Genomic DNA, 23,613 nt, shown 5'->3' with positions numbered 1-23,613 from the left:
GTCCGCATGACAGTCATCGAGGTCGAGAACCTGGCGAAGAGGTACGGCGAGACCGTAGCCGTCCGGGACGTGTCGTTCACCGTCGAGGCCGGCGAGATCTTCGGGATCCTCGGCCCGAACGGCGCCGGCAAGACCACTACCGTCGAGTGCATCGCCGGGCTGCGTACCGCCGACTCGGGCCGGATCACGGTGCTCGGGCGCCCGGCCAGCGACCCGGAGCTGCGCGCCCGGATCGGGGTGCAGCTCCAGGAGAGCGAGCTCCAGGACAAGATCACCGTCCGCGAGGCGCTGGAGCTGTACAGCGCCTTCTACCCGAACCCGGCGGACTGGCGCGAGCTGGCCGGCGACCTGGGCCTGACCGCCAAGCTCAGGACCCGGTTCGGCAAGCTCTCCGGCGGCCAGAAGCAGCGGCTGTCCATCGCGCTGGCCCTGCTCGGCAACCCCGAGGTCGCCATCCTGGACGAGCTGACCACCGGCCTCGACCCGCAGGCCCGCCGGGACACCTGGGAGCTGATCTCCGGCATCCGCGACCGCGGGGTCACCCTGCTGCTGGTCACCCACTTCATGGAGGAGGCCGAGCGCCTCTGCGACCGGATCGTGGTGATCGACAAGGGCGCGGTGGCCGCCCTGGACACCCCGGGTGGACTGATCAACCGGGCCGGCGACGAGCAGCGGATCCGGTTCCGCCCGTCCGAGCCGTTCGCCGACGAGCTGCTCACCGCCCTGCCCGAGGTGCGCGAGCTGAGCCACCAGGGCCCGCGGATCGAGATCATCGGCTCCGGGAACCTGCTGCACGCCGTCATCTCGGTGCTCGCCCGCGACGGCATCGTCGCCGCCGAGCTGACCCTGGAACAGGCCACCCTCGACGACGCCTTCGTACACCTCATCCGCGGGGAGTGAACATCATGTCCGTCTTCATCAAGCTGACCCTGTCCGAGTTCCGGCTCACCCTCCGCGATCCGCTCTACGTCTTCTTCACCCTGCTCTTCCCGCTCCTGCTGATCACCATCCTCGGCAACGTGCCGACCATGCAGGAGACACCGCCGGAGCTGGGCGGTCTCCGGGTGATCGACGTCTACGCCGGGGCCGCCCTCGGGCTGGCCATCGGCATCATCGGGTTGCAGGGCCTGCCCGCGGTGCTCGCCACCTACCGTGAGCGGGGGATCCTGCGCCGGTTCGCCACCACCCCGGTACGCCCGGCGCTGCTGCTGGCCGCGCAGCTGACGATGAACCTGGCCACCGTGCTGGTGTCCGCCGTCCTGGTCTACACGGTCGCCCACCTGGCGTTCGACGTGCCGATCCCGGAGTCGCCGCTCACCCTGCTCCTGGCGATCCTGCTCAACTGCTCCGGCGCGTTCGCCATCGGCCTGCTGCTGGCGGCCCTGGCGCCGACCGGCAAGACGGCCAACGCCATCGGCACCTTCCTGTTCTTCCCGATGATGTTCCTCGCCGGGCTGTGGGCGCCGCGCGAGCTGATGCCCGAGGTGCTCCAGCGGATCGGTGACTTCACCCCGTTCGCGGCCGGCCAGGACCTGATGAACGGCGCCCTCACGGGACAGTCGCCGGAATGGCTGTCGATTACCGTACTCATTGGATATCTGGTGATCTGCGGCGCCGCCGCGGTGAAGTTCTTCCGCTGGGAGTGACCATGGAGGGCCCCACCCGGGATCTGACGCGCCCGCTCCTGGCCTACGGGACGCTGATCTGTTCGCTGTTCCTGGTGCTGGTGGCCTGGGACACCCCGGTGCCCCGGACGGATCTGCCCACCATCCTGACCGCCACCGTGCTGACCGCCTGCTGGATCGCCTGGTGGGTCGACCTGCACCCGGGCTGGCAGCGCCGGAGCGGCCTGATGGCGGTCTTCCTCACCGGCCTGATCCTCCTCAACCTCTGGCTCGCCTGGTGCAGCCCGCTCTTCGGCATCTACACCTGGTCCGGCTACCTCTTCATCGGCTACGCGGTCCGCGGCATGTGGCCGCTGATCGTGCTGGTGCCGGTCGCCGCGGTCAACGCCTTCGCCCAGGTCGGCGGATGGGTCACCTTCGCCCGCGCCGACGGGTTCGTCATCTACCTGGCGGTCCTGGTCTGCAACCTGCTGATCGCCGAGACCATGACCCTGATCGGGATCCGGGCCGACCGGAGGTCGCAGAGCCGTGAGGACCGGATCGACGTGCTCGCCGAGGCCAACGCGAAACTCGCCGCCGCACTCAGGGAGAACGCCGGACTGCACGCCCAACTGCTGGTCCAGGCACACGAGGCGGGCGTCCTCAACGAGCGGCAGCGGATGGCCGGCGAGATCCACGACGTCCTCGCCCAGGGCCTGACCGGCATCGTCACCCAGCTCGAGGCGGCCGAGTCGCACCCGGCCGAACGGGACCGGCACCTGGTGGCGGCGAAACGCCTGGCCCGGGAGAGCCTCACCGAGGCCCGCCGTTCGGTCCAGGCGCTGCGGCCGCAGCACCTGGACGCCGCCCGGCTGCCCGAGGCGCTCGACGAGGTGGTCCGGGCGTGGGCCGGCATCCACGGCGTCCGCGCCGACCTGACGGTCACCGGGCCGGCCCGGCCGATGCTTCCCGAGATCGAGACGACCCTGCTGCGGACCGCCCAGGAGGCCCTGGCCAACGTGGCCCGGCACGCCGCCGCCGGCCGGGTCGGCCTCACCCTGTCCTACATGGAGGACATGATCACCCTGGACGTCCGCGACGACGGCGCCGGCTTCGACCCGGACGCGCCGCGGGAGGTCACCGAGGAGGGCGGCTTCGGCCTGCACGCGATGCGGGAACGCCTCACCCGCATCGCCGGAACCCTCGAGGTCGAGTCGGAACCCGGCGGCGGAACCGCGATCTCCGCGTGCGTTCCGGCCATCGCGATCGGAGCAGCATGAGCGAGCTTGCGAGCGAATCATCGAGCTGGGTGGTGACCGGCGACGGCGACGCCCTGTCGATCGGCGGCAGCTCAGGTGGTAAATCATGGCGACGCCGGAGCGAAGCGGAGGTGGCGGCATGATCAAGGTAGTCATCGTGGACGATCATCCGGTGGTGCGCGACGGTCTGCGCGGCATGTTCACCGGCGACGGCCGGTTCACCGTCCTCGGCGAGGCCGGTGACGGCCGGGAGGCGCTCGCCCTCACCGAGGCCGTCGCCCCCGACGTCGTGCTGATGGACCTGCGCATGCCGGTGATGGACGGCGTCACCACCATCCGCGAGCTCAAGGCCCGCGGATGCACCGCCCGCGTGCTCGTGCTGACCACCTACGACACCGACAGCGACGTGCTTCCCGCGATCAAGGCGGGCGCCACCGGCTACCTGCTCAAGGACACCCCGCGCGAGGAGCTCTTCCGGGCCGTGCTGGCGGCACACCGCGGCGAGTCGGTGCTGTCCCCGGCCGTCGCCGGCCGGCTCATGGGCCAGCTCCGATCACCCGCCAAGGAGCCGCTCAGCCAGCGCGAACTGGAGGTGCTCGGCCTGATCGCCCGGGGCTGCACCAACCGGGAGACGGCCAAGCGCCTGTTCATCAGCGAGGCCACGGTCAAGACACACCTGCTGCACGCCTACGCCAAGCTCGGCGTCCGGGACCGGGCCTCCGCGGTGGCCACGGCGATCGGTCAGGGCCTGCTCCGCGGCGATTGAAAAACCGTTTCCGGTACGGGAGACGCGAACCGCCGTTGCCATACCCGCGATCGTCTGCCGGGCCGGGCCCGGCGTCGCGCCCGCCGGGCTGAGCTGCCCACTCACCCTCTTCTCGGCGCGCCCCGGTACGTGCCGAACGACCACAGGTTGCCCTCCGGGTCACGAGCCGTGAAGTCCCGCGAACCGTAGTCGGTGTCGGCCGGCTTCCGCAGGATCTCCGCCCCGGCGGCGGCCGCCCGCGCGTACAGGCCGTCGACGTCGTCGGTCACCACATACCCTCCGAAACTCCCCGGGGCCAGGTCGTTCCACGGGTTGGCGGGGTCGTCGCGCACCGAACCGAGCATGACGCCGCCACCGGGCGGCCAGCTGAGCTCGGCGTGGTCGACCGTGTCGCCCTCGCCGTGGACCACGGTCTCCTCGAAACCGAACGCCTCGACCAGGAACCGGATCAGCGCTCGGGCGTCGTTCGCCTTCAGGGTCGGCCACACCTGCGGGGCCGGTGCTCGAGAATCAGTCATACCGTCCATCGTCGTCGCCGGGTCCCGCATGCGCTTGGACGAAACCGAAGTCACCCCCCAGCTCGACGGGCGCCTGGCGCAGCCCGGAATTCCCGAATTCGTCGGCCAGCCAGCGGGACGGCGCGCACCCCGCGAACACCCGGAAGTCCCGGACCAGATGTGACTGGTCGGCGTACCCGTGTGCGGCCGCCACATCGGCCAGCCGCACCCCGGGCCGCATCGCCCGCCGGGCGCGGTCGAAGCGTGCCACCCGGGCCGCCTCCTTCGGCCGGATCCCCACCTCGGCCCGGAACCGGTCGGTCAGGTGCCGCGGACTCCAGCCCACCTCCGAGGCGAGCCCCGCGACACTGACCGGGCCGGTGCCGAACAGACGGCGTACCGCGTGCGCGGCCCACGACGGCCCGGTGTCCTCCCGGAGCAGCCCACCCAGCACGGCGTCGAGCACCGCGAACCGGGCCGGCCAGTCCGGCGCGCACCGCAGCCGGTCCCGCGTCTCGCCGACGAACCGGTCACCGAGCAGCGCGCCCGCGTCCACGTCCAGGTTGGCGAGCTCGGCCGCGGGGACCCCGAAGATCGCCCGGCAGCCCAGCGGGTGAACCGCCACCTGCACCCCGGACTGACGGCCGTCGTGGGTGATCAGTGCGGGCGCCAGGTGCAGCCCACCGGCCAGCGCCCGGTACCGGCCGGGTGCCTGACGCGGATCCGGGTGGGCGGCCATGACCAGCGGATCGTCCAGCGTGAAGATCAGCGTCAGGTAGGGCGACGGCAGCCCCCGGTGCCGGGCCGGCGCCACCCCGCGCTGCCGGTAGCCGGTGTAGCGCCCGATCCACGGCCGCAGCCCCGGAGCCGGGTAGGACCACGCGTACTCGTCCATGCCGGCCAGTCTCCCCCCGATCCGCGCGGATGCGAAGATCTGGCGCATGCGTGCGGTGGTGATCGGAGCCGGAATCGGTGGGCTGGCGGCCGGGGTGGCCCTCCGGCGGCGCGGCTGGGAGGTGACCGTCCTGGAACGGGCGCCCGCCCTCGAACCGGTCGGTGCCGGGCTCGCCGTCGCCCCCAACGCGCTGCGCGCCCTCGACGCCCTCGGCGCCGGCGAGCGCATCCGTGAGCTGTCCGGCCTCCAGGGCACCGCCGGGATCCGCCGCCCCGACGGCGGATGGATCACCCGGACCGACGCGTCGAAGGCGGCCGCCCGCTACGGCGAACCGGTCATCGTGGTGCACCGGGCCACCCTTGTCCGCACGCTCGCCGAGCAGCTCGCGCCCGGCGACCTCCGCCTCGGCCTGCCGGCCGGCGACGTCGATCCCGGGACCGGGCGGGTGGTCACGGCCGACGGCACGCTCACCGCCGATCTGGTGGTCGCCGCTGACGGACTTCATTCACCGGTACGGGCGAAGCTGTTCCCCACCCACCCCGGCCCGGTCTACACCGGCGTCACCAGCTGGCGCATCGTCGTGCCGCACCCCGGCGGAACCCTCGTCGCCGCCGAGACCTGGGGCGCCGGGAAGGTCTTCGGGGTGGCCGTGCTCGGTGACGGCCGCGTCTACTGCTACGCCACCGCACCCGCCGTCGAGGGTGGCCGCGCCGGCGACGAGAAGGCGGAGATGCTGCGCCTCTTCGGTGACTGGCACGAGCCCGTCCCGTCGCTGATCGCCGCCGCCACCGAGGTCGTCCGCACCGACATCCGCTGCCTCGACGAGCCGCTGCCCCGCTTCCACACCGGCCGGGTCGCGCTGCTCGGTGACGCCGCCCACGCCATGACCCCGAACCTCGGCCAGGGCGCCTGCCAGGCCCTCGAGGACGCGGTCGTGCTGGCCCTTCACGCCGACGACCTGCCCCGTTACACGGCGGAGCGGCTCACCCGTACCACCGAGGTGGCCCGAGCCTCCCGCAGAGTGGGCCGCATGGCCAACCTCGGCCACCCACTCGCCGAGCGCCTCCGCAACGCGGGCATGGCCCTGGGCGGCAGGCTCGGCCCCGGCCTGATCCTCCGCCAGATGGACCCCGTCCTCACGTGGCGCCCACCCACCTGACGTCCACCCGCCCAGCCCCAGCAGCAAAGATCCGGCTGGACCTCAGAGCTGTCCCGACCGCACTGAGACAGCTCCCAGGGCCAGCCGGGAGGGTCAGCCGGCCAGGGCCTGGGCCAGGTCGTCGCGGAAGGAGCGCTCGCTCTCGGTGACGGTCTCGCCGCCGATACCGAGCAGGCCGCCGCTGGAGGCCGCGCCCACCACCTCGTCGGCGATCTCCACGAGCCAGTGCCGGTAGGTCTCGGCATCCGCGGCCGACGCCTTCGCGGCCAGCAGCGCCGCCACCTCGGCGGCCCGGCCCACCACGTCGGCCGCGTAACCGGCCGGGTCGGCCGGCTCGATCACCGGCGCCTCCTCACCGATCTCCGGGTCGCCGGCCTCGGCCACCGCGGCCGCGGCGACGGCGGCGACCAGCGGGCTGGCCGAGGCCCTCCCGTCGGAGATGCGGTCGAGCCCGGCCGCGCTCTCGGCACGGGTCTTGCGGGCGCTGTCCGGGGTGGCGGCGCTCGCCGCGGTGAGCACCGACTGTGGAAGGCCGGTCAGCAGCCCCCACTCGGCGTCGGTGAAACCCAGTTCGGCGTAGAGCGGTCGATCCGTCACGCGTGTTTCCCTTCCGGTGAGTCAGTCGTCAGCATTCTTGTCTACCCGTTCCGGCCCGCTGATCCACCCGTGTCACGATCGTCGGCATGTCGCGCCGCACCGTCTGCCTAGGACTGTTCGCCGTCTGGGCCGTCCACGACGTGGAGGAGGTGCTCACCGCGACCTGGTGGTCCGGCCGAACCACCCCGCGCCTGCTCGCCGATGGCTGGCCGTCCGCCCTGGTGGAGAGCATCGGCTCGACCACTCCGCGCTTCGCCCTGGCCGCCGCTGTCGTCGGCGTCGTGGTCCTGTCCGCCGCGATCCGGGGCGCCCGTACCGGCGGCCGTTCCCCGTTCTTCCGCGCCGCCCTCCTGGTCTTCGGCTGGCACGGCGCCGTCCACATCGGCCAAGCGATCGCCCTGCGCGACTACGTCCCCGGTCTGGTCACCGCTGTCACCCTGGTGATCCCGTACTCGATCTGGGCCTGGCGCCGCCTGCCCCCGGCCTTGCTCCCCGGTCGCATCATCGCCGTCGTCGCGTTCGCCGCCATAGCCGTGACGGCCGCCGCCCAGGCCCTGGCCCGCCTACTCCTCTGACCACGCTGAGCGTCGTGTGTGCGCTGGCCGCTTCTATCGCGGCGGTGCCCGAACACGGAGCCCGCGGCGTGTGCGCCCACCCGTTCTGGGGAGCCGGGCGGGAGCCGCGAGGGTGGCTGGAGTGGGCGACCGGTCGCGAGGGTGACCACCGGGATCAGCCCGGCGGCCGCGCTGCGGCATGGAGTGGCAGCGCGGCCGTGCGGAACCGGCGGGACGGGAAGGATGCGGTTGAGAACGCTCAGACCCGTACGATATCGGCGGTTTCAGGGTTTGGCCTCGTAGACGATGTTGAACGGGGTCTCGGCGACCCGGCGGAAGTGGGTGAAACCGGCGTCGGTGGCCAGGCGGCGGATCGGCTCCTCGCCGGCCTGGGCGCCGAGGGAGTAGCCGCCGTCCTGGGAGAGGGCGCTCGGCACGCAGAGGAACGCCGAGAAGGCGTAGTAGACGCGGCCGACCGGGTTGAGGTTGTCGGCGACCGTGGCGCCGGCGGCCGGTTCGACGATCATCCAGGCGCCGGACGGGGTGAGCTGGGCGCGGATGTGCCGGGCCGCGCCCAGCGGGTCGCCCATGTCGTGCAGCGCGTCGAACGTGGTGACCAGGTCGTACGGTCCGCCGCCGAAGCCCTGCGCACCCGCCGCCTCGAAGCTGACCCGCCCGTCCAGACCGGCGTCAGCGGCCCGTTTGCGGGCCTGGTCGACCGAGCCGTGATGGTAGTCGGAGCCGGTGAAGACCGAGTTCGGGTAGGCCTGGGCCATCAGCACCGTCGACGCACCGTGACCGCAGCCGACGTCGGCGACCCGGATGCCCCCGCGCAGCCGGTCCTCGATCCCGTCCAGGGCCGGCAGCCATTCGGCGATCAGGTGGGCGCTGTAGCCGGGCCGGAAGAAACGCTCGCAGCCGGTGAACACGTCGTCGTCGTGCTGGTGCCAGCCCAGCCCGTCACCGGTACGGAACGCCGCGGTGATCCGTGGCTCCGCCTTGAGCGCGCCGAGCGCCAGCTGGAAGGCCCCGGGCGCGAAGATCGGCCCGTCCGGGTCGGTGAGCGCGAACGCCTGCTCGGGGGTGAGCGAGTAGCGCCCGCTCGCCGGGTCGAACTCCACGTAGCCACCGGCCGCCTGGCCCCGCAGCCACTCCTCGACGTAGCGGGGAGCGGTGCCGGTCCGTTCGGCGAGTTCCTCCGGCAGCGCCGCGCCGGTGGCGAGGGCCCGGTACAGGCCGAGCCGGTCGCCGATCACGACGCCGCCGGCGGCCATGGTGGCGCCCAGGTCGCCGACGAACCGGTGCACGAATTCCATCAGTTTCGCTTCGTTGACTGTCATGCTTCGTTTCTAGAAGCCTTCGAGGCCCAGGAACTCCGTGTCGGCTACCTAGCTCGACGGGCGTGGATACCTAGACCGGCACCTAGACTCCGCGGCATGGGCCGGGCCCTGCTGGAACGGGATCATGAGCTGAGCGAGCTGGGCCTGGTGGCCCGGCGGGCGCTGGACGGGCACGGCTCGGTCGTCCTGGTCACCGGCGAGGCGGGGATCGGCAAGTCGAGCCTGGTCGACGCGATCCGGTCGGTGCTGCCGGCCGAGGGCCGCCTGCTGGTCGGCTACTGCGACGACCTGGCCACCCCACGGGTGCTGGGACCGCTGCGCGACCTGGTCGGCAAGGTCGGCGCGGGGCTCACCGAGGCGCTGTCCTCGGGTGACCGGACCCGGGTGTTCGAAGCGTTCCGGAACGAGCTGGACTGGCCGGGCCACCCGACCGTGCTGGTCGTCGAGGACCTGCACTGGGCCGACGAGGCGACGCTGGACGTGCTGCGCTTCCTGGTGCGCCGGATCGCGGCCCTGCCGGTGGTGATGGTCGGTACCTACCGGGACGAGGAGATCGGCGCCGACCATCCGTTGCACGGCCTGCTCGGGCTGGCCGCGAACACGCCGATGCGCCGCCTGCCGCTGGCCCGGCTGTCCGCCGGGGCGGTCCGCAGCCTGGTCGGTGACCGGGGGCTCGACTCGGCCCGGGTCTTCGCGGTCACCTCCGGAAACCCGTTCTTCGTCACCGAGGTGCTCGGCACCGGCGACACCGACGGCGTCCCGGCCACGGTCACCGAGGCGGTGTACGCCCGTCTGCAGTCCCTGGACCGGCCCGGCCGGGACGCCCTGGCCCAGCTCGCCGTGGTCCCGTCCGCGGTGGAGTCCTGGCTGGTGGCCGCGATCGTGCCGGGTGGTCTGGAGGCGCTCGCCCCGGCCGAGCAGCGGGGCATGCTGACGGTCACCCCGTCCCGGGTGGCGTTCCGGCACGAGCTGATGCGCCGGGCGGTCGCCGCGTCGCTGCCCGCCTCCCGGCGGATCGCCGCGAACCGCGCGGTGCTGGCCGCCCTGCTGGAGCGGGGTGACGCCGACCTGTCCCGGCTGGTGCACCATGCCGCCGAGGCCGGCGACGCCGACCGGATCGTCCGGTACGCGCCGGCCGCGGCCGCCGAGGCCACCGCCGCCGGTTCGCACCGTGAGGCGGCCGCCCACTACCGGCTGGTTCTCGAACACAAGGCGGCGTTCCCGCCGGAGGCGCGGGCCGGTCTGCTGGAGGCGTACGCCGAGGAGTGCTACACCCTGGGCCTGGCCGAACCGGCCGTCACCGCCCAGCGTGAGGCGGTGGCGCTGCGCCGCGGCCTGACCGGCCCGGCCGCGCTGGGTCTCGCGCTGCGCCGCCTCTCCCGGGTCCACTGGTACGCCGGCGACCGCCCGGGCGCCGAGACGGCCGCCACCGAGGCCGTCGAGGTTCTGGAGCGGGCCGGCGACGACGCGGCCCTCGCGTTCGGACTGAGCAACCAGTCGCAGCTGCACGCCCTCGGCGGGCAGACCGGCCCGGCGGTCGTGGCGGGGGAGCGGGCGATCGCCCTGGCCCGGGCGACCGGCGCGGCCGGGGTGCTGTCGCACGCGCTGAACAACGTCGGCTACGCCCTCTGGGACCGCGGCGATCCGCGCGGCCACCGGTTGCTGACCGAGAGCCTGGCCGTGGCGCTCACCGCGGGTGAGGACGATCACGCCTGCCGGGCGTACGCCAACCTGGCCTGGCACCTGATCGACGACCTGCGCCTGCGGGAGGCGTGCGAGCTGCTCGACGAGGGGATGGCGTTCGCCGAGCGCCACGAGGTGCTGGGCTTCCTGCGCTACCTGCACGTCACCCGTTCGATGGCCCTCTTCCGGCTGAGCGAGTGGGACGAGGCGGACCGGCACGCCCGTTGGGCCGACGGCGCGCCCGCCGTGATGCGCAGCCCCGCGCTGGTGGTGCGGGGCCTGGTGCGGTTGCGCCGGGGCCGGCCGGGCGGCGAGGCGCCGATCGAGGAGGCGTGGGAGGTGGCCCGCGGCATCGGCGAGGGACAGCGGGTCGGCCCGGCGGGCGCGGCGATGGCCGAGGCGGCCTGGCTGCGCGGTGACCCGGCCGCCGCCGGCCGGCTGACGCCGGTCTTCCAGCGGGTGCTGGCCGCGGAGGGCGGCCGCCGGCTGGGCGCGTTCGGCTACTGGCTGCACCGGCTGGGCGCGGAGGTCCCGGTCCCTCATCCGTACGCGCCACTCGTCGACGGCAGCCCGCACGAGGCGGCCCGGCGGTGGGCGGAGGCTGGCTGCCGCTACGACCAGGCGCTCGCACTGAGCCACAGCGACGAGGAGGAGGACCTGCTGTCGGCGGTCCGCATCCTCGACTCCCTGGACGCCGAACCGTTGGCCCGCCGGGTCCGGTCCCGGCTGCGTGAGCTGGGCTTCTCCCGGATTCCGCGAGGGCCGCAGCCGGCCACCCGGGACCATCCGGCGGGACTGACCGGCCGCCAGGCCGAGGTGCTGCGGCTGCTGGCCGAGGGCCTGAGCAACCCGGAGATCGCGGCGCGGCTGGTGCTCTCGGTCCGTACCGTCGACGCCCACGTGGCCGCCGTCATGGCGAAACTGACCGTCCACACCCGCCGGGAGGCCGTGTCCCGGGCCCGCGCGATCGGCCTGCTGGAAGAATGATCGGGTGCGAGAGGTGGTGGACGGGGTCTTCGAACTCCGCTCGGTCTATGTCAATGTGCACGTCGTCGTCACCGACGACGGGGTGGTGCTGGTCGACACCGGGCTGCCCGGCCGCACGCCGCTGATCGAGCGCGGCCTGCGCAAGATCCAGCGATCGCTGGGCGAGGTGACCACGATCCTGGTCACCCACCACCATGCGGATCACGTCGGCGGCCTGGCCGACCTGCGGAAACGGACCGGCGCCCGGGTGATCGCACACGCCGCCGACGCGGTCTGGATCACCGGCCACAACCGGCCCGCGCAGCCGTCCGGCCGTCTCGCGAAGCTGGCCGAGCGCCTGATCGGGAAGGTCGAGCCCACGAAGATCGACCAGCTGATCACCGTGGACGGCTCCGAGCCGCTGCCCGGGTTCACCGCCCTGCACACTCCGGGCCACACCCGCGGCCACGTCTCCTACCTGCTGGACCGCTCGGGCGGCATCCTGTTCGCCGGGGACGCCGCCGCGAGCCGTCGCGGTCAGGTCACCGGCCCGCCGGCGCCGGTGACCGCCGATCCGGCACGGGCGGGTCAGAGTCTGGCCCGCCTCGCCGAACTCGAGTTCGACCACGCGGTCTTCGGTCACGGCCGGGCCGTCTCCGGCAGGGCGGTGGAAGCGTTCCGCAAGGCCGTCTCCGGTTAGGACCGGGTAGGTACGCAAGCGCTTCCGTACCCGTTATGCTGGGATATTGATCTTCGGCAACAGCTTGGGAGTTGTGCAGTGCCGAAACCTGGCCCCGGGCTACGCCTCATCGACGTCGCCCAGCGCGCCGGCGTCTCGCTCGCCACCGCCTCCCGCGCCCTCGCCGGACGGGAGGGCGTCAGCGAGGAGGTGGCGAACCGGGTCCGGCAGGTCGCCGACGAACTGGGGTACGTGGCCAACCCGTTCGCCCGTACCCTGGCCGGCGGCGCCAGCACCACGGTCGGGCTGATCGTGCACCAGGTCGACGACCCGTACTTCGCCGAGATCGCCGGCGGCGTCATCGGCCTCGCCGACGAGCAGCGGCTGCTCGTGCAGATCTGCCACTCCGGCCGCGACCCCGACCACGAGCTGCGCCAGATCCGCCACCTGATCGCCCAGCGCGCCGGAATCGTCATCATCGCCGGGTCCGGGTACCACGACCCGCGCGTCGAAGCCGAAGCCGAAGCGGTCCTGGCCGGATACCAGCGCGGCGGCGGCCGGGTCGCGGTGATCGGCCGGCACGCGCTCGGCGCCGACGCGGTCCTGCCCGACAACGAGGCCGGTGGCCACGCCGTCGCCGCCCACCTGCTCGAACTCGGTCACCGCCGGATCGCCGTCGTCGCCGGGGTCCCCGGGCTCAACACCGTGATCGACCGGATGGCCGGGGTGGCGTCGGCGCTACGCGAACACGGGCTGTCGCTGGACGACCTGCCGGTCGTGCACACCGACTTCGTCCGCGAGGGCGGCCGGACCGCCACCGAGCGGATCCTCGCCGAACACCCGTCCACCACGGCGATCATCGCCCTGAACGACGCCATGGCCATGGGCGTGCTGGCCATGCTGCGCGAGCGCGGCATCGGTGTGCCGTCCCGGATGTCGGTGGTCGGCTTCGACGACGTCTCGGTCGCCGCCGACCTGGCGCCCAGCCTCACCACCGTCCGCCTGCCGATGACCGACATGGGCCGGATGGCGCTCGAACTGGCCCTCGAACCACCCGGCGCCGGCCCGCGCCGCCGCCCCACCGGCCACCAGCTGATCGTCCGCGACTCCACCGGCCCGGCGCCGGATCAGTCGAGGTAGACGTCGTCCAGGTCGGACGGTTGGAGACCGGCCCGGATCGAGGGTGTCGACCGCTCGTCCACCAGGCCGGCCGCAGTCGCAGTCGTGCCGCGCCGGCCGGGTCCCGTGCCGTTCTCCGGTCGGCGATCTCCCGTACCAGGGCGTCCGGGTCCTCGGCGCCGGTCACTGGTCCTGGTTGACGAATCCGGGATGGTCGAGCAGGAAGGCCGCGACCCGGTCCTCGGTGACCGCCTTGAAGAAGTCGTCGACCTCCTCGTTGAAGCGCTCACCCAGATATTCGCGCCGGCCGTCCTGGGAGTAGACGCCGCCGCCCGGCAGATTCACGGTGACCATGTCGTCGACGTTGATCGACTGCAACTCCACCGCCCAGTCGACGATGGTGTGGCCGCCGCCGGCGAAGGTCAGCGACTCACCGGCCGCGTCCATCACCTTCAGCAGTTTGGCCGGGTCGCTGACCACGGACTTGCTCATCGCCTGCTTCGCCATCGCCCGGATGAACTGCTGCTGGTGGCGCTGCCGGTCGTAGTCGCCCATCTTCGGGCCACCCTTGAACTCGTAGCGCTGCCGGACGTAGTCGAGCGCCTCCCAGGCTTTCAGGTGCACCGGCTTGTCGCTCTTCTTGTAGAACTTCTGCGGTCCGGTGTAGGGGTGCACACAGCGGTGATGGCCCTGACAGGCGGGGATGCGGTCGCGCGTGCTGCCGTCCGGCTTGAGGTGCTCGGACTTGACGTCCATGTCGATGACCATGTCGACGCCGCCCATCGCCTCGACGATCTTCTTGAAGCCGCCGAAGTTGATGATCGCGCCGGCGTCGAACGCCTTGATCCCGGTGCGGTTGCTCACCGTCTTGGCCAGCAGCTGGAAGCCCTGTTCCGGGCTGAAACCGCCGTTCTTGAGGCGGCTGCCGTACGACATCGCGGCATTGATCTTGGTGGTGTCCGCGCCGGTGCCGGACGCCTTGAACGCCGGGATGTCCACGTACAGGTCCCGGGGCATCGAGAAGAGGTACGCGCTGTGCCGGTCCCGCGGGATGTGCGCGATCACGATCGAGTCGGCGAGCGGCGCCGTCTTGTCGTCCCGCGGGTCGATGCCGACCAGCAGCAGGTTGAGCGGCCCGTTGATGTCCACCTCACGCTTCGGTGTCACCGCCTCCGCCGGGGCGTCGATGTCCTTGAGCAGACTGTTGTCGGTGACCTGGTCGGTGTAGTCCGACAGCAGCGTCTGCCCGGCCACCACCGCCCCACCCCCCGGCACCAGCAGCAGAACCCCGGCGACGACACTGATCCGTGCCCACAGCGGCGCCCGGCGTTTCTTGGACTTGCCCACCCGTTCCGACCTCCCCGTTGCGGTAACCCGCGCATGGTTGCACGCACACGCAACCACCAAGGTCATCGATCGTGAGCGCTCCCATCGCCAGCATCGCCCAGGGCCCCGATCTTCCGCCCGGCCCTGCCCGAACTCCCAATCCGGGCCTTTAGGCGGGGGTCAGGAGGTTCTGGCCGACGACGACGGGGACGGAGAGGGTCTTGTAGCCGACCGTGTCGAAGAGGACCATCATTCGGTCCTCCTCGTAGTTCATCACCATGCCGGTGCCCCACTCGTCGTGGCGGACCCGGCTGTGGACCGGGAACGGGCCCTCCGGTTCGGTGGCGGCGATCTCCTGGGCGATGCCGTCGGCGCAGTTGTCGCAGTGGCCGCACGGTTTGCGGAGGTCCTCGCCGAAGTAGGCCAGCAGCGTCTCGGTACGGCACTGCCGGGACTGGGCGAAGCCGCGCATCATGTCGGTCCGGGACCTGACGACCGCCTGCTGACGTTCGTACTCCGCCGATGCGGCCTCGGCCGCCGCGGCCGGGAGTGGCGCACGAGCCGGGACCGACAGTTTGCGTCCCGCGAGGGTCCGGACGGCACCGACCTGTTCCAGCAGGTTGAGGTACTGGCCGAGCTTGCGGGGGCCGAGCCCGGTGGCCTTCTGCAGCGCGGTCTTGCCGGCCGGTCCCTTGTGGAGTTCACCGGCCAGGTCGCGCAGTTCGCCGGGGTCGGGGGAGCCGCCCTGGAAGAAGCGCTGGATGGCCTCGTCCTCGGAGCGCCAGAGCAGCAGGGCGCGGGCCGGTTCGCCGTCGCGGCCGGCGCGGCCGATCTCCTGGAAGTAGCTGTCCGGGGAGTCGGGCAGGGCGACGTGCGCGACCCAGCGGATGTTGGGCTTGTCGATGCCCATGCCGAACGCCGAGGTCGCCACCATGATGTCGACCTTGTCGTCGGAGAAGTCGGTGTGCCGCTGTTCGCGGACGCCGGCGGCCATCCCGCCGTGGTAGAAGGTGGCCGGGTAGCCGGACGTGGTGAGGCGTTCGGCGAGTTCCTCGGCGGCCCGCCGGGTGGCCACGTAGATGATGCCGGGCCGTTGCTCCTCGTCGAGCAGTGTGGTGAGGCGGCGCCACCGGTACGCGTCGTCCGGGCAGTACGCGACCTCGAGGAACAGGTTGCGCCGGTCCAGTCCGGACACGTGGATCTCGGGTTCGCGCAGGTGCAGCCGGGTGATGATGTCCTCGCGGACCGGCGGCGACGCGGTGGCGGTGAGCGCCAGGACCGGCGGCCGGCCGAGCTGTTCGATCATGTCGCCGAGGGCCAGGTAGTCGGGCCGGAAGTCGTGGCCCCAGGCGGAGATGCAGTGCGCCTCGTCGACGGCGACCAGGCCGGGTCCGAGGGAGCGCACCTCGGCCAGCCGGTCCGGGTCGCTGAGCTGCTCGGGTGTGATGAAGAGGAACTCGGCCTCGCCGCGGCGGATCGCCTCGACGGCCTCGCGCTGCTCCTTGGGCGTCTCCGCGGAGCTGACCCGGACGGCGCGGATCTTGGGATCGTCGCGTTCGTTGAGTGCGGCGATCTGGTCCTGCTGGAGGGCGAGCAGCGGGGAGATCACCACGGTCGGCCCGGGCAGCAGCACGGCCGGGATCTGGTAGATGGCCGACTTGCCGGCGCCGGTCGGGAGCACCACGAGGGCGTCCCTACGGCGGAGCACGGCGCGCATCGGCTTGAACTGGCCGGGCCGCAGGCGGGGCCAGCCGAACCTGGTGCGGGCCACGCGGCGCAGGCGTGGCCCGTAGACGGGGAGCATGGCCGCCCCGATACCCCTATTTGCCGCCGAACATGCGGCGGATCGCCCAGAGCAGGAAGAGCACCGCCAGGGCGATGCCGAGGAGTCGGACGGCGTGCACCTCGGACCAGTCGACACCGGTCGCCGCGACGGTAGTGAGCACGTGCACATCCTACTGATCGGGAGCCACAGCAAATAGAAAGGTTTGTTGACTAAAGTCTGCGGAGGGTGTGAACATAGGTCCCCGACGGGGAGCGAAAGTATCGGAGGTACGGGGGCTCATGTCCATTCACGGCGAATTGCCGGAGTTGGCGGCCGCGGTCCTACAGCCGGGTTTCGTCGGTACGACCGCCCCGGACTGGATCCGCCGGTGGCTCGGCGCCGGCCTCGGGGGAGTGGCCCTCTTCGCGCGCAACGTGGAGTCACCTGGACAGGTGGCCGCGCTGACGGCGCAACTGCGCGCCGAGCACCCGGATGTGATCGTGGCCATCGACGAGGAGGCCGGTGACGTCACCCGGTTCGAGTCGCGGCTCGGCAGCTCCCGGCCCGGCAATCTGGCGCTCGGCGCGATCGACGACGCCGATCTCACCGAGGCGGTCGCCCGCGATCTCGGCCGGGAACTGGCCGACGCCGGCATCACCCTGGACTACGCCCCGGACGCCGACGTCAACAGCAACCCCAAGAACCCGGTCATCGGGGTACGGGCATTCGGCGCCGAACCGCACCTGGTGGCCCGGCACACCGCCGCCTTCGTCAGCGGGCTCCAGGAGTCCGGGGTGGCCGGATGCGCCAAGCACTTCCCGGGGCACGGTGACACCGCCGTCGACTCGCACCACGATCTCCCGGTCATCGACCGCACCGCGGCCGAGCTGGCGGCCTGCGAGCTGGTCCCGTTCCGGGCGGCGATCGCGGCCGGCGCCAAGGCGGTGATGACCGGGCACCTGCTGGTCCCGGCGTACGACACCGAGCTGCCCGCCACACTCAGCCCGCGCATCCTGACCGGCCTGCTGCGCGAGGAATTCGGCTTCGACGGCCTGATCGTCACCGACGCCATCGAGATGCAGGGCGTCCGCCGCCGCTACGGGCTGGAGGGCGCCATCGTCCGCGCGCTGGCCGCCGGGGCGGACGCGGTCTGCGTGGGCGGCGAGCACGCCGACGAGCAGATCGCGATCCGGCTGCGGGACGCGATCGTCGCGGCGGTGCGGTCCGGGGAGCTCCCCGAGGAACGACTGCACGACGCGGTACGCCGGGTCCGTGCCCTCGGCTCCTGGACCACCCGCGTCCAGACCGCCACCGGCGCCCGGGCGGTCGCGGACGCCGCGGCCGGCAACGAGGTGGCCGTCCTCGGCTCGACCGTCGGGTTCGAGGCCGCCCGCCGCGCGGTCCGGGTGACCGTCGCCGACGGTGGCCCCGAGCTGCCGGTGACCGGAGTCCCGCACGTGGTCGAGTTCGCGCCGGCCCGCAACATCGCGATCGGCAGCGAGACGCCGTGGGGTGTCGGCGAGCCGCTCGCCGAACTGCTGCCCGGCACCACGTCGATCCGGTTCTCCGCCGACGACCTGGAGTCGCTGGCCGACCCGGCGGCCCCGGTGCTGGCCGGCGCCGGTGGGCGCCCGCTCGTGCTGGTGGTCCGGGACGTGCACCGGCACCCGTGGATCGCCGGCACGCTGAGCCGGGTGCTGGCGATCCGCCCGGACGCGATCGTCGTCGAGATGGGCATCCCGGTCGCGGTGACCGGCGGCGTCCACATCGCCACCCACGGCGCGACCCGGGCGCTGGGCCGCGCCGCCGCCGAACTGATCGCCGGGCTGAACGTCCCGGCCCCCCAGCCGATCGCCGCCTGATGTGGCCGGGGTTGCTCGCTCCGCGTACCGTTGAAAGGGTGTTGATCTCTCAGCCCCGCCACCGCATCGCCGCCGCTCTCGCCTCGGCCGCTCTCGGCCTCGCCCTGCTCACCGGGTGCGGTGACGACGTGAGCTGCGGCCTGGACCAGTGCACCGTGACCATCGCCCGGGAGAACAACGCCAGCGTCGACGTGCTCGGCGTGGAGGCGAAATTCGTCTCCGCCGACGAGGACACGGTGACCCTCGACGTCGCCGGTGAGCAGATCCAGCTCACCAAGGGACAGCAGGCGGTCGAGGCCGGTGGTCTGACCTTCTCCCTGTCGAGCGTGACGCAGGACCAGATTCAGGTGGAGGTGTCACGCTGACGCATCACGTTTGACGATCGTCGCGCTCGGTCACATTGGGGGGCATGTCCTCCACAGCCTCGAACGTCAAACACACCGCGTCACGGGCCGCCGAGAGCAAGCCCCTGGAGTTCCTGGCCCGGGGCGGCTTCATCGGGTACGGCATCATCCACCTGCTGTTCGCGTGGATCGCGTTGCAGGTGGCCTTCGGCGGCGGCTCCGGTCAGGACAGTGACCAGTCCGGAGCCCTGCAGACCATCGCCAGGCAGTCGTTCGGCAAGACGTTGCTGATCGTCATCGCCGTCGGCCTGGCCGCCATGGCGATCTGGCAGGCCTTCGAAGCGGCCGTCGGTGAGAGCGGCCCGCGGGACCGCACCGCGACGGCCGAGCGGGTGCTCTCCGGCGTCCGGGCCGTCCTGTACGCGTACCTCGCCTGGATGGCCGTCAAGATCGTGCAGGGCGCGAACGCCTCGATGGGTGACAGCTACCAGAGCAAGACCTCCGGCCTGATGTCCGCCGAGGGCGGCCGCTGGCTGGTCGCGCTGGCCGGGCTGGTGGTCCTCGGTGTCGGCGCCGGCATGGCCGTCTACGGCTACAAGCGCAAGTTCGTGAAGCACCTCAACACCCAGCAGATGACGGCCGGCACCCGCCAGCCGATCATCCGCCTCGGTGTGGCCGGCTACATGGCCAAGGGCACGGCGTACGCGATCGCCGGTCTGCTCTTCGTCACCGCCGCCGTCAACTACGACCCGGACAAGGCCCGTGGCCTGGACGCGGCGCTCAAGACGCTGGCCGGCTACTCCTGGGGTGTGTGGCTGCTGGCCCTGATCGCCGTGGGCATCGCGGCCTTCGGCGTCTACTGCGTGGCGCAGGCACGCTACCGAAAAATCTGACTCTAGACCGTGAGTGGCGGCGGATGTGAGCTATCTCCGACATCCGCCGCCGTAGGTGTGCCCGCACCCCGAGAGGGCAAGGCTTCACCTCCGTGGAGGCGATACCAGTGACCAGCGAGAGGACCGTCCTAGTGGCCGTCCTGGGGGCGGCGACCGTGGCGCTCCTGTTCGTCGAGATCGCGCACCGGGTGTTGGTGCGGCTCGGCCGCAAGTCCCCGCTCGCCGCCGATCTGGCGCGGAAGCTGCACCGGCCGTTCCTGATCACCGTCACGCTGCTGACGGTGCAGCAGGCGGTCCGGATCTGGGCCGGCGACTTCCCCGGCCGCTCCGGCGTGATGCACCTGCTCGTGCTGTTCTGCATCGGCGCGATCGCCTGGCTGGTCGGCGCCACGCTGCTGGTGCTGGAGGACGTGGCGCTGGCCCGATGGCGTACCGACGTGCCTGACAACCGCAGGCGCCGGCGGATCAAGACCCAGGTGGTGATGCTGCGCCGGGTGACCGTGGCCGGCATCGTGGTGCTGACCATCGGCGTCATGCTGGTGACCTTCCCGGACGTCCGCGCGCTCGGCGCCAGCCTGCTGGCCTCGGCCGGGCTGATCACCGTGGTGGGGGCGCTGGCCGCGCAGAGCACCCTGGGCAACATGTTCGCCGGCCTGCAACTGGCGTTCAGCGACGCGATCCGAGTGGACGACGTGGTCGTGGTGGAGCAGGAGTGGGGCCGGATCGAGGAGATCACCCTCACCTACGTGGTGGTGCAGATCTGGGACGACCGCCGGCTGATCCTGCCCACCTCGCACTTCACCACCAAACCGTTCCAGAACTGGACGCGTACCGGGTCGGCGGTGCTCGGCACGGCCGAGATCGACGTGGACTGGGCCACCCCGGTCGAGTCGGTCCGGGGCGAGTTGCAGCGGGTCTGCGAGAGCAACGACCTGTGGGACGGCCGGGTCTGCGTGCTCCAGGTGACCGAGGCGATCAACGGCCGGGTCCGGCTGCGCGCGCTGGTCAGCGCCGACGACGCGGCCGCGCTCTGGGACCTGCGCTGTCTCGTACGGGAGCGGCTGGTCGGCTGGATCTGGCAGCATCAGCGGGAGGCGCTGCCGCGGATACGCGCCGAGGTGGAGTCGGTGGCGCCCGAGCCCGCCTGGGTGGGCGGCCACTCCGGTCCGGGCCCGTCGTCCGACGCGGCCCGGGTGTTCAGCGGCGGGCTGGACGGCGACACCCGCGGGCTGGTGTTCGGAGGCCCGGTCCCGGTTGCCGCGAAGCGCAAGGATTGAGGGAGCGGGGACGAGGGCATACACCGCTCACATACGGGATGAAGGGGAGACGCGATGACCCGGTCGATCACCGAGCACTCCACCGCGGAACTGGTCCAGAGGGCCAGTGAACAGCTCAGCCGCCTGGTGCGGGACGAACTGGCGCTGGCCAAGGCGGAACTGGCGGAGAAGGGCAAGCACGCCGGGATCGGCGCCGGCCTGTTCGGTGGCGCGGGAGTGCTGGCCGGGTACGGCGTGGGCGCCCTGATCGCGACCTCGATCATCGCACTGGCCCTGGTCCTGCCGCTCTGGCTGGCCGCGCTCATCGTTTCCGTGGTGCTCTTCGCGGTCGCCGGTGTGCTCGCGCTGCTGGGCCGCACGCAGATGCACCGGGCCGTCCCGCCGGAACCCCTGGCCGCGATCGAGAGTGTCAAGGCCGATGTCGACGAAGTGAAACACGCGGTCAAGGAGCGTGGGAGCGTATGAACGACTCTGTCTGTGCTCCTTACCCCGGAGAGACGGGAAAGCCATGAGCGAAATCAACGGTTCCGCGGCCAAGCCGGATCTGGTGACGCTGCGGGAGGAGATCAGGCAGACCCGATCCGACCTCGGTGAGACGGTGCAGGCGCTGGCCGCACGCGTGGACGTGAAGGCCCGCGCCCGCGAGCAGGTCGCCGAGACGAAGGAGCGGGTGCGGTCCCGGGCGGCCATGATGACCGGCCGGGTCCGGGAGGCGGCGAACGGCACGGCCGTCCGGCTCCGGGAGGCCGATAAGCGCGATCTCGCATATCGCGCCGGTTCCCGGGTCCGCGCCAATCCGTGGCCGACCGTGCTGACGATCGCCGGATTGGCCGCGATGGCCGGTATCGTGCTGATCGTCCGAGGGAGGCGCTGATGGCGGGAAAGCTGAGGAAGGTCGCCCTCAAGCCGGTGAACGTGGCTTTGGGTGTCGCGGCCGGAGCGCTGGCCGGCCTCCTCTTCAAGGAGGCCTGGAAACTGGTCTCCGGTGACGACGACGCCCCCGATGCCGGTGACCCGGATCGTGGCTGGGGCGAGATCCTCGCGGCCGCCGCGTTGCAGGGGGCGATCTTCGCGGTGGTGAAGGCGGCGGTCCACCGCGGCGGCGCGATCGGTACCGAGAAACTCACCGGAACCTGGCCCGACTAGATCATCTTCCGTATTGACAGGAGTCTTGCCGGTCCCCCGGTTCGTTCCCGCTTCGGCGGGAAGAAGTGGGGGGCCTTTTCCATATCGGTCACCCATTATTGGATTCTTACGAGGGGGAGCTTTACAGCCCGATTTTCGGGTACAGTGTGGCCAGTTTTTGCGTACGTGGTTCGCTGCTTCCGCTCGACCGCGAGACGTCGGCCCCATCCCGGGTGGGTCGGCAGTTGTCACGAGGTCGGGCGGATGGGACGTCCTCCTGAAAGGCCGCCTCGCGGTACCGCTGCTCGAAAACGGTCATCGGCCCCGCGCTGCCGCGGTTGGGCGGGCCGGCATTTTCAGAAGGAGAGTTCAGCATGGCGCAAGGAACCGTGAAGTGGTTCAACGCAGACAAGGGCTTCGGCTTCATCACCGTCGACGGCGGGGGTGCTGACGTGTTCGTCCACTTCTCGGCCATCCAGACGAGCGGCTACCGCACTCTGGAAGAGAACCAGCGGGTTGAGTTCGAGATCGCTCAGGGCCAGAAGGGCCCGCAGGCGGAGCAGGTTCGCCCGCTCTGAGACTAATCCGCCGGTCGTGAGACCGGCTCGCCGGCCGCCTGGCGGAGGCCGGCCCGACCGTGGCCCCGCACCCTCATCGAGGTTGCGGGGCCTCTTTCGTCACCGCACTACGGGACGGGCTTCTGCGCACTGGACCGCCGGCGCATCCCGACGGCGATCAGCAGGAGCCCGGCCATGATCAGGCCACCGCCGACGACGGCCCACACCGTCTGGCCGCTCATCGCGCTGTAGGGCAGCACATCCAGCCCCTGGAGTGTCCATACTCCACCCAGCACGATCGCGACCAGGCCCAGGGACATGGCGAGCCAGCCCTTCAACCGCGGCCTCTCGGTTTCATTGTTCACCATTTGTCGTGCACCTGCGGGCGAATCAACTCATCGTAGACGGTGTTGATCATTTCTCCGGTTTCCGGCGAGAGAGCCGGGACCTCCGCGGCGGCCGCGTTCGCCCGTGCCTGTTCGGGGTTGCGGGCGCCGGGGATCACCACCGTCACGGCCGGCTGGTCGATGATCCAGCGGAGTGCGAATTGCGCCATGGTGACGCCGGCCGGAACCAGCGGGCGCAGTCGGCCCACCGCCTCCAGCCCGGTACGGAAGTCCACTCCGGAGAACGTCTCGCCGACGTCGAACGCCTCACCGTGCCGGTTGTAGTTGCGGTGGTCGTCGGCGCCGAACGTGGTGCTCTCGTCGTACCGTCCGGAGAGCAGCCCGCTGGCCAGCGGGACCCGGGCGATGATGCCCACCCCGGCCTCGGCGGCGGCCGGCAGCACACGCTCCAGCGGCTTCAGGCGGAACGCGTTCAGGATGATCTGGACGCTGGCCACACCGGGCCGGGCGATCGCGGTGAGCGCCTCCTCGACCCGCTCGACGCTCACCCCGTACGCCGCGATGCGCTTCTCCTCGACCAGGGTGTCGAGCGCGTCGAACACCGCGTCCGAGGAGTAGACCGGAGTCGGCGGGCAGTGCAGCTGCACCAGGTCGAGGGTGTCCACACCGAGGTTGGCGCGGGACCGGTCGGTCCAGGCCCGGAAATTGTCCAGGTGGTAGTTGCCCGGCTCCTGCGGCAGGCGGCGGCCCATCTTGGTGAAGACGGTCAGGCCCGGACGGTCCTTCAGGAACGAGCCGATGATCTGCTCGCTGCGGCCGTCACCGTACACATCGGCGGTGTCGATGAAGGTGACACCGGCGTCCACGGCGGCCCGCAGGGTCGCGTGCGCGTCGGCCTCGCTGACCTGGCCCCAGTCGGCTCCGAGCTGCCAGGCGCCGAGGCCGACCACGCCCACGGTGCGCCCCAGCTTGCGAAAGCTTCGATTTTCCACGCCGTGA

The 23,613-nt window shown here is 71.7% G+C and carries 26 protein-coding genes; 17 read left to right on the top strand and 9 right to left on the bottom strand.

Translation table 11 applies throughout. From position 1 onward, the window contains the following. Positions 1 to 6: 6 nt before the first annotated feature. The 4 genes from KZ829_RS32675 (at position 7) to KZ829_RS32660 (ending at position 3,629) form a co-directional block, all read left to right on the top strand. Positions 7 to 900, top strand: a complete 894-nt coding sequence (locus KZ829_RS32675; RefSeq protein ID WP_220147688.1) for an ABC transporter ATP-binding protein — start codon at positions 7 to 9, stop codon at positions 898 to 900. 5 nt (positions 901 to 905) lie between these two features. Next, positions 906 to 1,646 carry an ABC transporter permease gene (locus KZ829_RS32670; RefSeq protein WP_220147687.1) on the top strand — a complete coding sequence of 247 codons (741 nt, stop codon included), beginning with the start codon at positions 906 to 908 and terminating at the stop codon, positions 1,644 to 1,646. Between the two features lie 2 nt (positions 1,647 to 1,648). Then, a complete protein-coding gene (locus KZ829_RS32665; RefSeq protein ID WP_220147686.1) occupies positions 1,649 to 2,884 on the top strand; it encodes a sensor histidine kinase in 1,236 nt (411 codons plus the stop codon). A gap of 118 nt (positions 2,885 to 3,002) precedes the next feature. Then, positions 3,003 to 3,629, top strand: a complete 627-nt coding sequence (locus KZ829_RS32660; protein WP_220147685.1) for a response regulator — start codon at positions 3,003 to 3,005, stop codon at positions 3,627 to 3,629. Between the two features lie 101 nt (positions 3,630 to 3,730). Here KZ829_RS32660 and KZ829_RS32655 read toward each other — a convergent pair whose 3' ends face one another. After that, complete coding sequence (locus KZ829_RS32655; RefSeq protein WP_220147684.1) at positions 3,731 to 4,147, bottom strand: VOC family protein; 417 nt, start codon at positions 4,145 to 4,147, stop codon at positions 3,731 to 3,733. Continuing rightward, a complete protein-coding gene (locus KZ829_RS32650; RefSeq protein WP_220147683.1) occupies positions 4,140 to 5,021 on the bottom strand; it encodes a helix-turn-helix domain-containing protein in 882 nt (293 codons plus the stop codon). Before KZ829_RS32650 ends, KZ829_RS32655 begins: the two co-directional genes overlap by 8 nt. A gap of 46 nt (positions 5,022 to 5,067) precedes the next feature. Here KZ829_RS32650 and KZ829_RS32645 point away from each other — a divergent pair, with 46 nt between their 5' ends. Then, positions 5,068 to 6,180, top strand: a complete 1,113-nt coding sequence (locus tag KZ829_RS32645; protein WP_220147682.1) for an FAD-dependent monooxygenase — start codon at positions 5,068 to 5,070, stop codon at positions 6,178 to 6,180. Between the two features lie 93 nt (positions 6,181 to 6,273). Here KZ829_RS32645 and KZ829_RS32640 read toward each other — a convergent pair whose 3' ends face one another. Further along, positions 6,274 to 6,777 (bottom strand): hypothetical protein, encoded by a 504-nt coding sequence (locus tag KZ829_RS32640; RefSeq protein ID WP_220147681.1) that lies wholly within the window; start codon positions 6,775 to 6,777, stop codon positions 6,274 to 6,276. A gap of 86 nt (positions 6,778 to 6,863) precedes the next feature. On the opposite strand from KZ829_RS32640, the gene KZ829_RS32635 reads away from it, so the two are divergent. Continuing rightward, entirely contained in the window at positions 6,864 to 7,352 is a 489-nt protein-coding gene (locus KZ829_RS32635) for an HXXEE domain-containing protein (RefSeq protein WP_220147680.1), read from the top strand. Positions 7,353 to 7,615: 263 nt separating this feature from the next. Here the strand turns inward: KZ829_RS32635 and KZ829_RS32630 are convergent, their stop codons facing one another. Next, positions 7,616 to 8,671, bottom strand: a complete 1,056-nt coding sequence (locus KZ829_RS32630; protein WP_220147679.1) for a methyltransferase domain-containing protein — start codon at positions 8,669 to 8,671, stop codon at positions 7,616 to 7,618. Positions 8,672 to 8,767: 96 nt separating this feature from the next. Here KZ829_RS32630 and KZ829_RS32625 point away from each other — a divergent pair, with 96 nt between their 5' ends. The 3 genes from KZ829_RS32625 (at position 8,768) to KZ829_RS32615 (ending at position 13,139) form a co-directional block, all read left to right on the top strand. Further along, entirely contained in the window at positions 8,768 to 11,341 is a 2,574-nt protein-coding gene (locus KZ829_RS32625; RefSeq protein WP_246636649.1) for an ATP-binding protein, read from the top strand. 4 nt (positions 11,342 to 11,345) lie between these two features. Continuing rightward, complete coding sequence (locus KZ829_RS32620; protein ID WP_308285755.1) at positions 11,346 to 12,020, top strand: MBL fold metallo-hydrolase; 675 nt, start codon at positions 11,346 to 11,348, stop codon at positions 12,018 to 12,020. Positions 12,021 to 12,098: 78 nt separating this feature from the next. Beyond that, positions 12,099 to 13,139, top strand: coding sequence for a LacI family DNA-binding transcriptional regulator (locus KZ829_RS32615; RefSeq protein ID WP_220147678.1), 1,041 nt, complete (start codon positions 12,099 to 12,101; stop codon positions 13,137 to 13,139). A 162-nt stretch (positions 13,140 to 13,301) separates the two neighbouring features. On the opposite strand, the gene KZ829_RS32610 is transcribed toward KZ829_RS32615, so the two are convergent. From KZ829_RS32610 to KZ829_RS44205, 3 genes are all read right to left on the bottom strand, one after another. Next, positions 13,302 to 14,465: an LCP family protein gene (locus KZ829_RS32610; RefSeq protein WP_308285753.1), complete on the bottom strand. Its 1,164-nt coding sequence runs from the start codon at positions 14,463 to 14,465 to the stop codon at positions 13,302 to 13,304. Between the two features lie 148 nt (positions 14,466 to 14,613). Next, positions 14,614 to 16,248, bottom strand: coding sequence for a RecQ family ATP-dependent DNA helicase (locus KZ829_RS32605; protein WP_220147676.1), 1,635 nt, complete (start codon positions 16,246 to 16,248; stop codon positions 14,614 to 14,616). Positions 16,249 to 16,264: 16 nt separating this feature from the next. After that, complete coding sequence (locus tag KZ829_RS44205) at positions 16,265 to 16,390, bottom strand: hypothetical protein (RefSeq protein WP_260178646.1); 126 nt, start codon at positions 16,388 to 16,390, stop codon at positions 16,265 to 16,267. 118 nt (positions 16,391 to 16,508) lie between these two features. Here KZ829_RS44205 and KZ829_RS32600 point away from each other — a divergent pair, with 118 nt between their 5' ends. From KZ829_RS32600 to KZ829_RS32565, 8 genes are all read left to right on the top strand, one after another. Continuing rightward, complete coding sequence (locus KZ829_RS32600) at positions 16,509 to 18,071, top strand: glycoside hydrolase family 3 protein (protein WP_220147675.1); 1,563 nt, start codon at positions 16,509 to 16,511, stop codon at positions 18,069 to 18,071. A gap of 38 nt (positions 18,072 to 18,109) precedes the next feature. Further along, the gene (locus KZ829_RS32595) at positions 18,110 to 18,436 is read left to right on the top strand and encodes a hypothetical protein (RefSeq protein ID WP_308285752.1); all 327 of its coding nucleotides are present in this window, start codon (positions 18,110 to 18,112) and stop codon (positions 18,434 to 18,436) included. A 44-nt stretch (positions 18,437 to 18,480) separates the two neighbouring features. Continuing rightward, positions 18,481 to 19,308 carry a DUF1206 domain-containing protein gene (locus KZ829_RS32590; protein WP_220147673.1) on the top strand — a complete coding sequence of 276 codons (828 nt, stop codon included), beginning with the start codon at positions 18,481 to 18,483 and terminating at the stop codon, positions 19,306 to 19,308. Between the two features lie 107 nt (positions 19,309 to 19,415). Then, the gene (locus tag KZ829_RS32585; RefSeq protein ID WP_220147672.1) at positions 19,416 to 20,585 is read left to right on the top strand and encodes a mechanosensitive ion channel family protein; all 1,170 of its coding nucleotides are present in this window, start codon (positions 19,416 to 19,418) and stop codon (positions 20,583 to 20,585) included. A gap of 54 nt (positions 20,586 to 20,639) precedes the next feature. Then, on the top strand, positions 20,640 to 21,050 hold the full coding sequence (locus tag KZ829_RS32580; RefSeq protein WP_220147671.1) for a phage holin family protein: 411 nt from the start codon (positions 20,640 to 20,642) through the stop codon (positions 21,048 to 21,050). A gap of 43 nt (positions 21,051 to 21,093) precedes the next feature. Further along, positions 21,094 to 21,459 (top strand): DUF3618 domain-containing protein, encoded by a 366-nt coding sequence (locus tag KZ829_RS32575; protein ID WP_220147670.1) that lies wholly within the window; start codon positions 21,094 to 21,096, stop codon positions 21,457 to 21,459. Further along, positions 21,459 to 21,731 carry a DUF4235 domain-containing protein gene (locus KZ829_RS32570; RefSeq protein WP_220147669.1) on the top strand — a complete coding sequence of 91 codons (273 nt, stop codon included), beginning with the start codon at positions 21,459 to 21,461 and terminating at the stop codon, positions 21,729 to 21,731. Before KZ829_RS32575 ends, KZ829_RS32570 begins: the two co-directional genes overlap by 1 nt. A 353-nt stretch (positions 21,732 to 22,084) precedes the next feature. Next, entirely contained in the window at positions 22,085 to 22,288 is a 204-nt protein-coding gene (locus KZ829_RS32565) for a cold-shock protein (protein ID WP_011905669.1), read from the top strand. 107 nt (positions 22,289 to 22,395) lie between these two features. Here the strand turns inward: KZ829_RS32565 and KZ829_RS32560 are convergent, their stop codons facing one another. Further along, the gene (locus tag KZ829_RS32560) at positions 22,396 to 22,635 is read right to left on the bottom strand and encodes a hypothetical protein (RefSeq protein ID WP_220147668.1); all 240 of its coding nucleotides are present in this window, start codon (positions 22,633 to 22,635) and stop codon (positions 22,396 to 22,398) included. Then, positions 22,629 to 23,606 (bottom strand): aldo/keto reductase, encoded by a 978-nt coding sequence (locus KZ829_RS32555; protein WP_220147667.1) that lies wholly within the window; start codon positions 23,604 to 23,606, stop codon positions 22,629 to 22,631. The genes KZ829_RS32560 and KZ829_RS32555 overlap by 7 nt, the downstream gene beginning before the upstream one ends. Between the last annotated feature and the right edge of the window lie 7 nt (positions 23,607 to 23,613).

The sequence above is a fragment of the Actinoplanes hulinensis genome, assembly GCF_019429605.1.
GTDB classification, from domain to species: Bacteria; Actinomycetota; Actinomycetes; order Mycobacteriales; family Micromonosporaceae; genus Actinoplanes; species Actinoplanes campanulatus.
The sequence above is the reverse complement of the archived record's forward strand: the minus strand, read 5'-3'. Positions and strand labels throughout refer to the sequence as shown.

Excerpts from the sequence above, each read along its gene's own strand:
- KZ829_RS32675 (WP_220147688.1), top strand. The coding sequence starts at position 7 with ATGACAGTCATCGAGGTCGAGAACCTGGCGAAGAGGTACGGCGAGACC.
- KZ829_RS32670 (WP_220147687.1), top strand. The coding sequence starts at position 906 with ATGTCCGTCTTCATCAAGCTGACCCTGTCCGAGTTCCGGCTCACCCTC.
- KZ829_RS32665 (WP_220147686.1), top strand. The coding sequence starts at position 1,649 with ATGGAGGGCCCCACCCGGGATCTGACGCGCCCGCTCCTGGCCTACGGG.
- KZ829_RS32660 (WP_220147685.1), top strand. The coding sequence starts at position 3,003 with ATGATCAAGGTAGTCATCGTGGACGATCATCCGGTGGTGCGCGACGGT.
- KZ829_RS32655 (WP_220147684.1), bottom strand. The coding sequence starts at position 4,147 with ATGACTGATTCTCGAGCACCGGCCCCGCAGGTGTGGCCGACCCTGAAG.
- KZ829_RS32650 (WP_220147683.1), bottom strand. The coding sequence starts at position 5,021 with ATGGACGAGTACGCGTGGTCCTACCCGGCTCCGGGGCTGCGGCCGTGG.
- KZ829_RS32645 (WP_220147682.1), top strand. The coding sequence starts at position 5,068 with ATGCGTGCGGTGGTGATCGGAGCCGGAATCGGTGGGCTGGCGGCCGGG.
- KZ829_RS32635 (WP_220147680.1), top strand. The coding sequence starts at position 6,864 with ATGTCGCGCCGCACCGTCTGCCTAGGACTGTTCGCCGTCTGGGCCGTC.
- KZ829_RS32630 (WP_220147679.1), bottom strand. The coding sequence starts at position 8,671 with ATGACAGTCAACGAAGCGAAACTGATGGAATTCGTGCACCGGTTCGTC.
- KZ829_RS32625 (WP_246636649.1), top strand. The coding sequence starts at position 8,768 with ATGGGCCGGGCCCTGCTGGAACGGGATCATGAGCTGAGCGAGCTGGGC.
- KZ829_RS32605 (WP_220147676.1), bottom strand. The coding sequence starts at position 16,248 with ATGCTCCCCGTCTACGGGCCACGCCTGCGCCGCGTGGCCCGCACCAGG.
- KZ829_RS32600 (WP_220147675.1), top strand. The coding sequence starts at position 16,509 with ATGTCCATTCACGGCGAATTGCCGGAGTTGGCGGCCGCGGTCCTACAG.
- KZ829_RS32590 (WP_220147673.1), top strand. The coding sequence starts at position 18,481 with ATGTCCTCCACAGCCTCGAACGTCAAACACACCGCGTCACGGGCCGCC.
- KZ829_RS32580 (WP_220147671.1), top strand. The coding sequence starts at position 20,640 with ATGACCCGGTCGATCACCGAGCACTCCACCGCGGAACTGGTCCAGAGG.
- KZ829_RS32575 (WP_220147670.1), top strand. The coding sequence starts at position 21,094 with ATGAGCGAAATCAACGGTTCCGCGGCCAAGCCGGATCTGGTGACGCTG.
- KZ829_RS32570 (WP_220147669.1), top strand. The coding sequence starts at position 21,459 with ATGGCGGGAAAGCTGAGGAAGGTCGCCCTCAAGCCGGTGAACGTGGCT.
- KZ829_RS32565 (WP_011905669.1), top strand. The coding sequence starts at position 22,085 with ATGGCGCAAGGAACCGTGAAGTGGTTCAACGCAGACAAGGGCTTCGGC.
- KZ829_RS32560 (WP_220147668.1), bottom strand. The coding sequence starts at position 22,635 with ATGGTGAACAATGAAACCGAGAGGCCGCGGTTGAAGGGCTGGCTCGCC.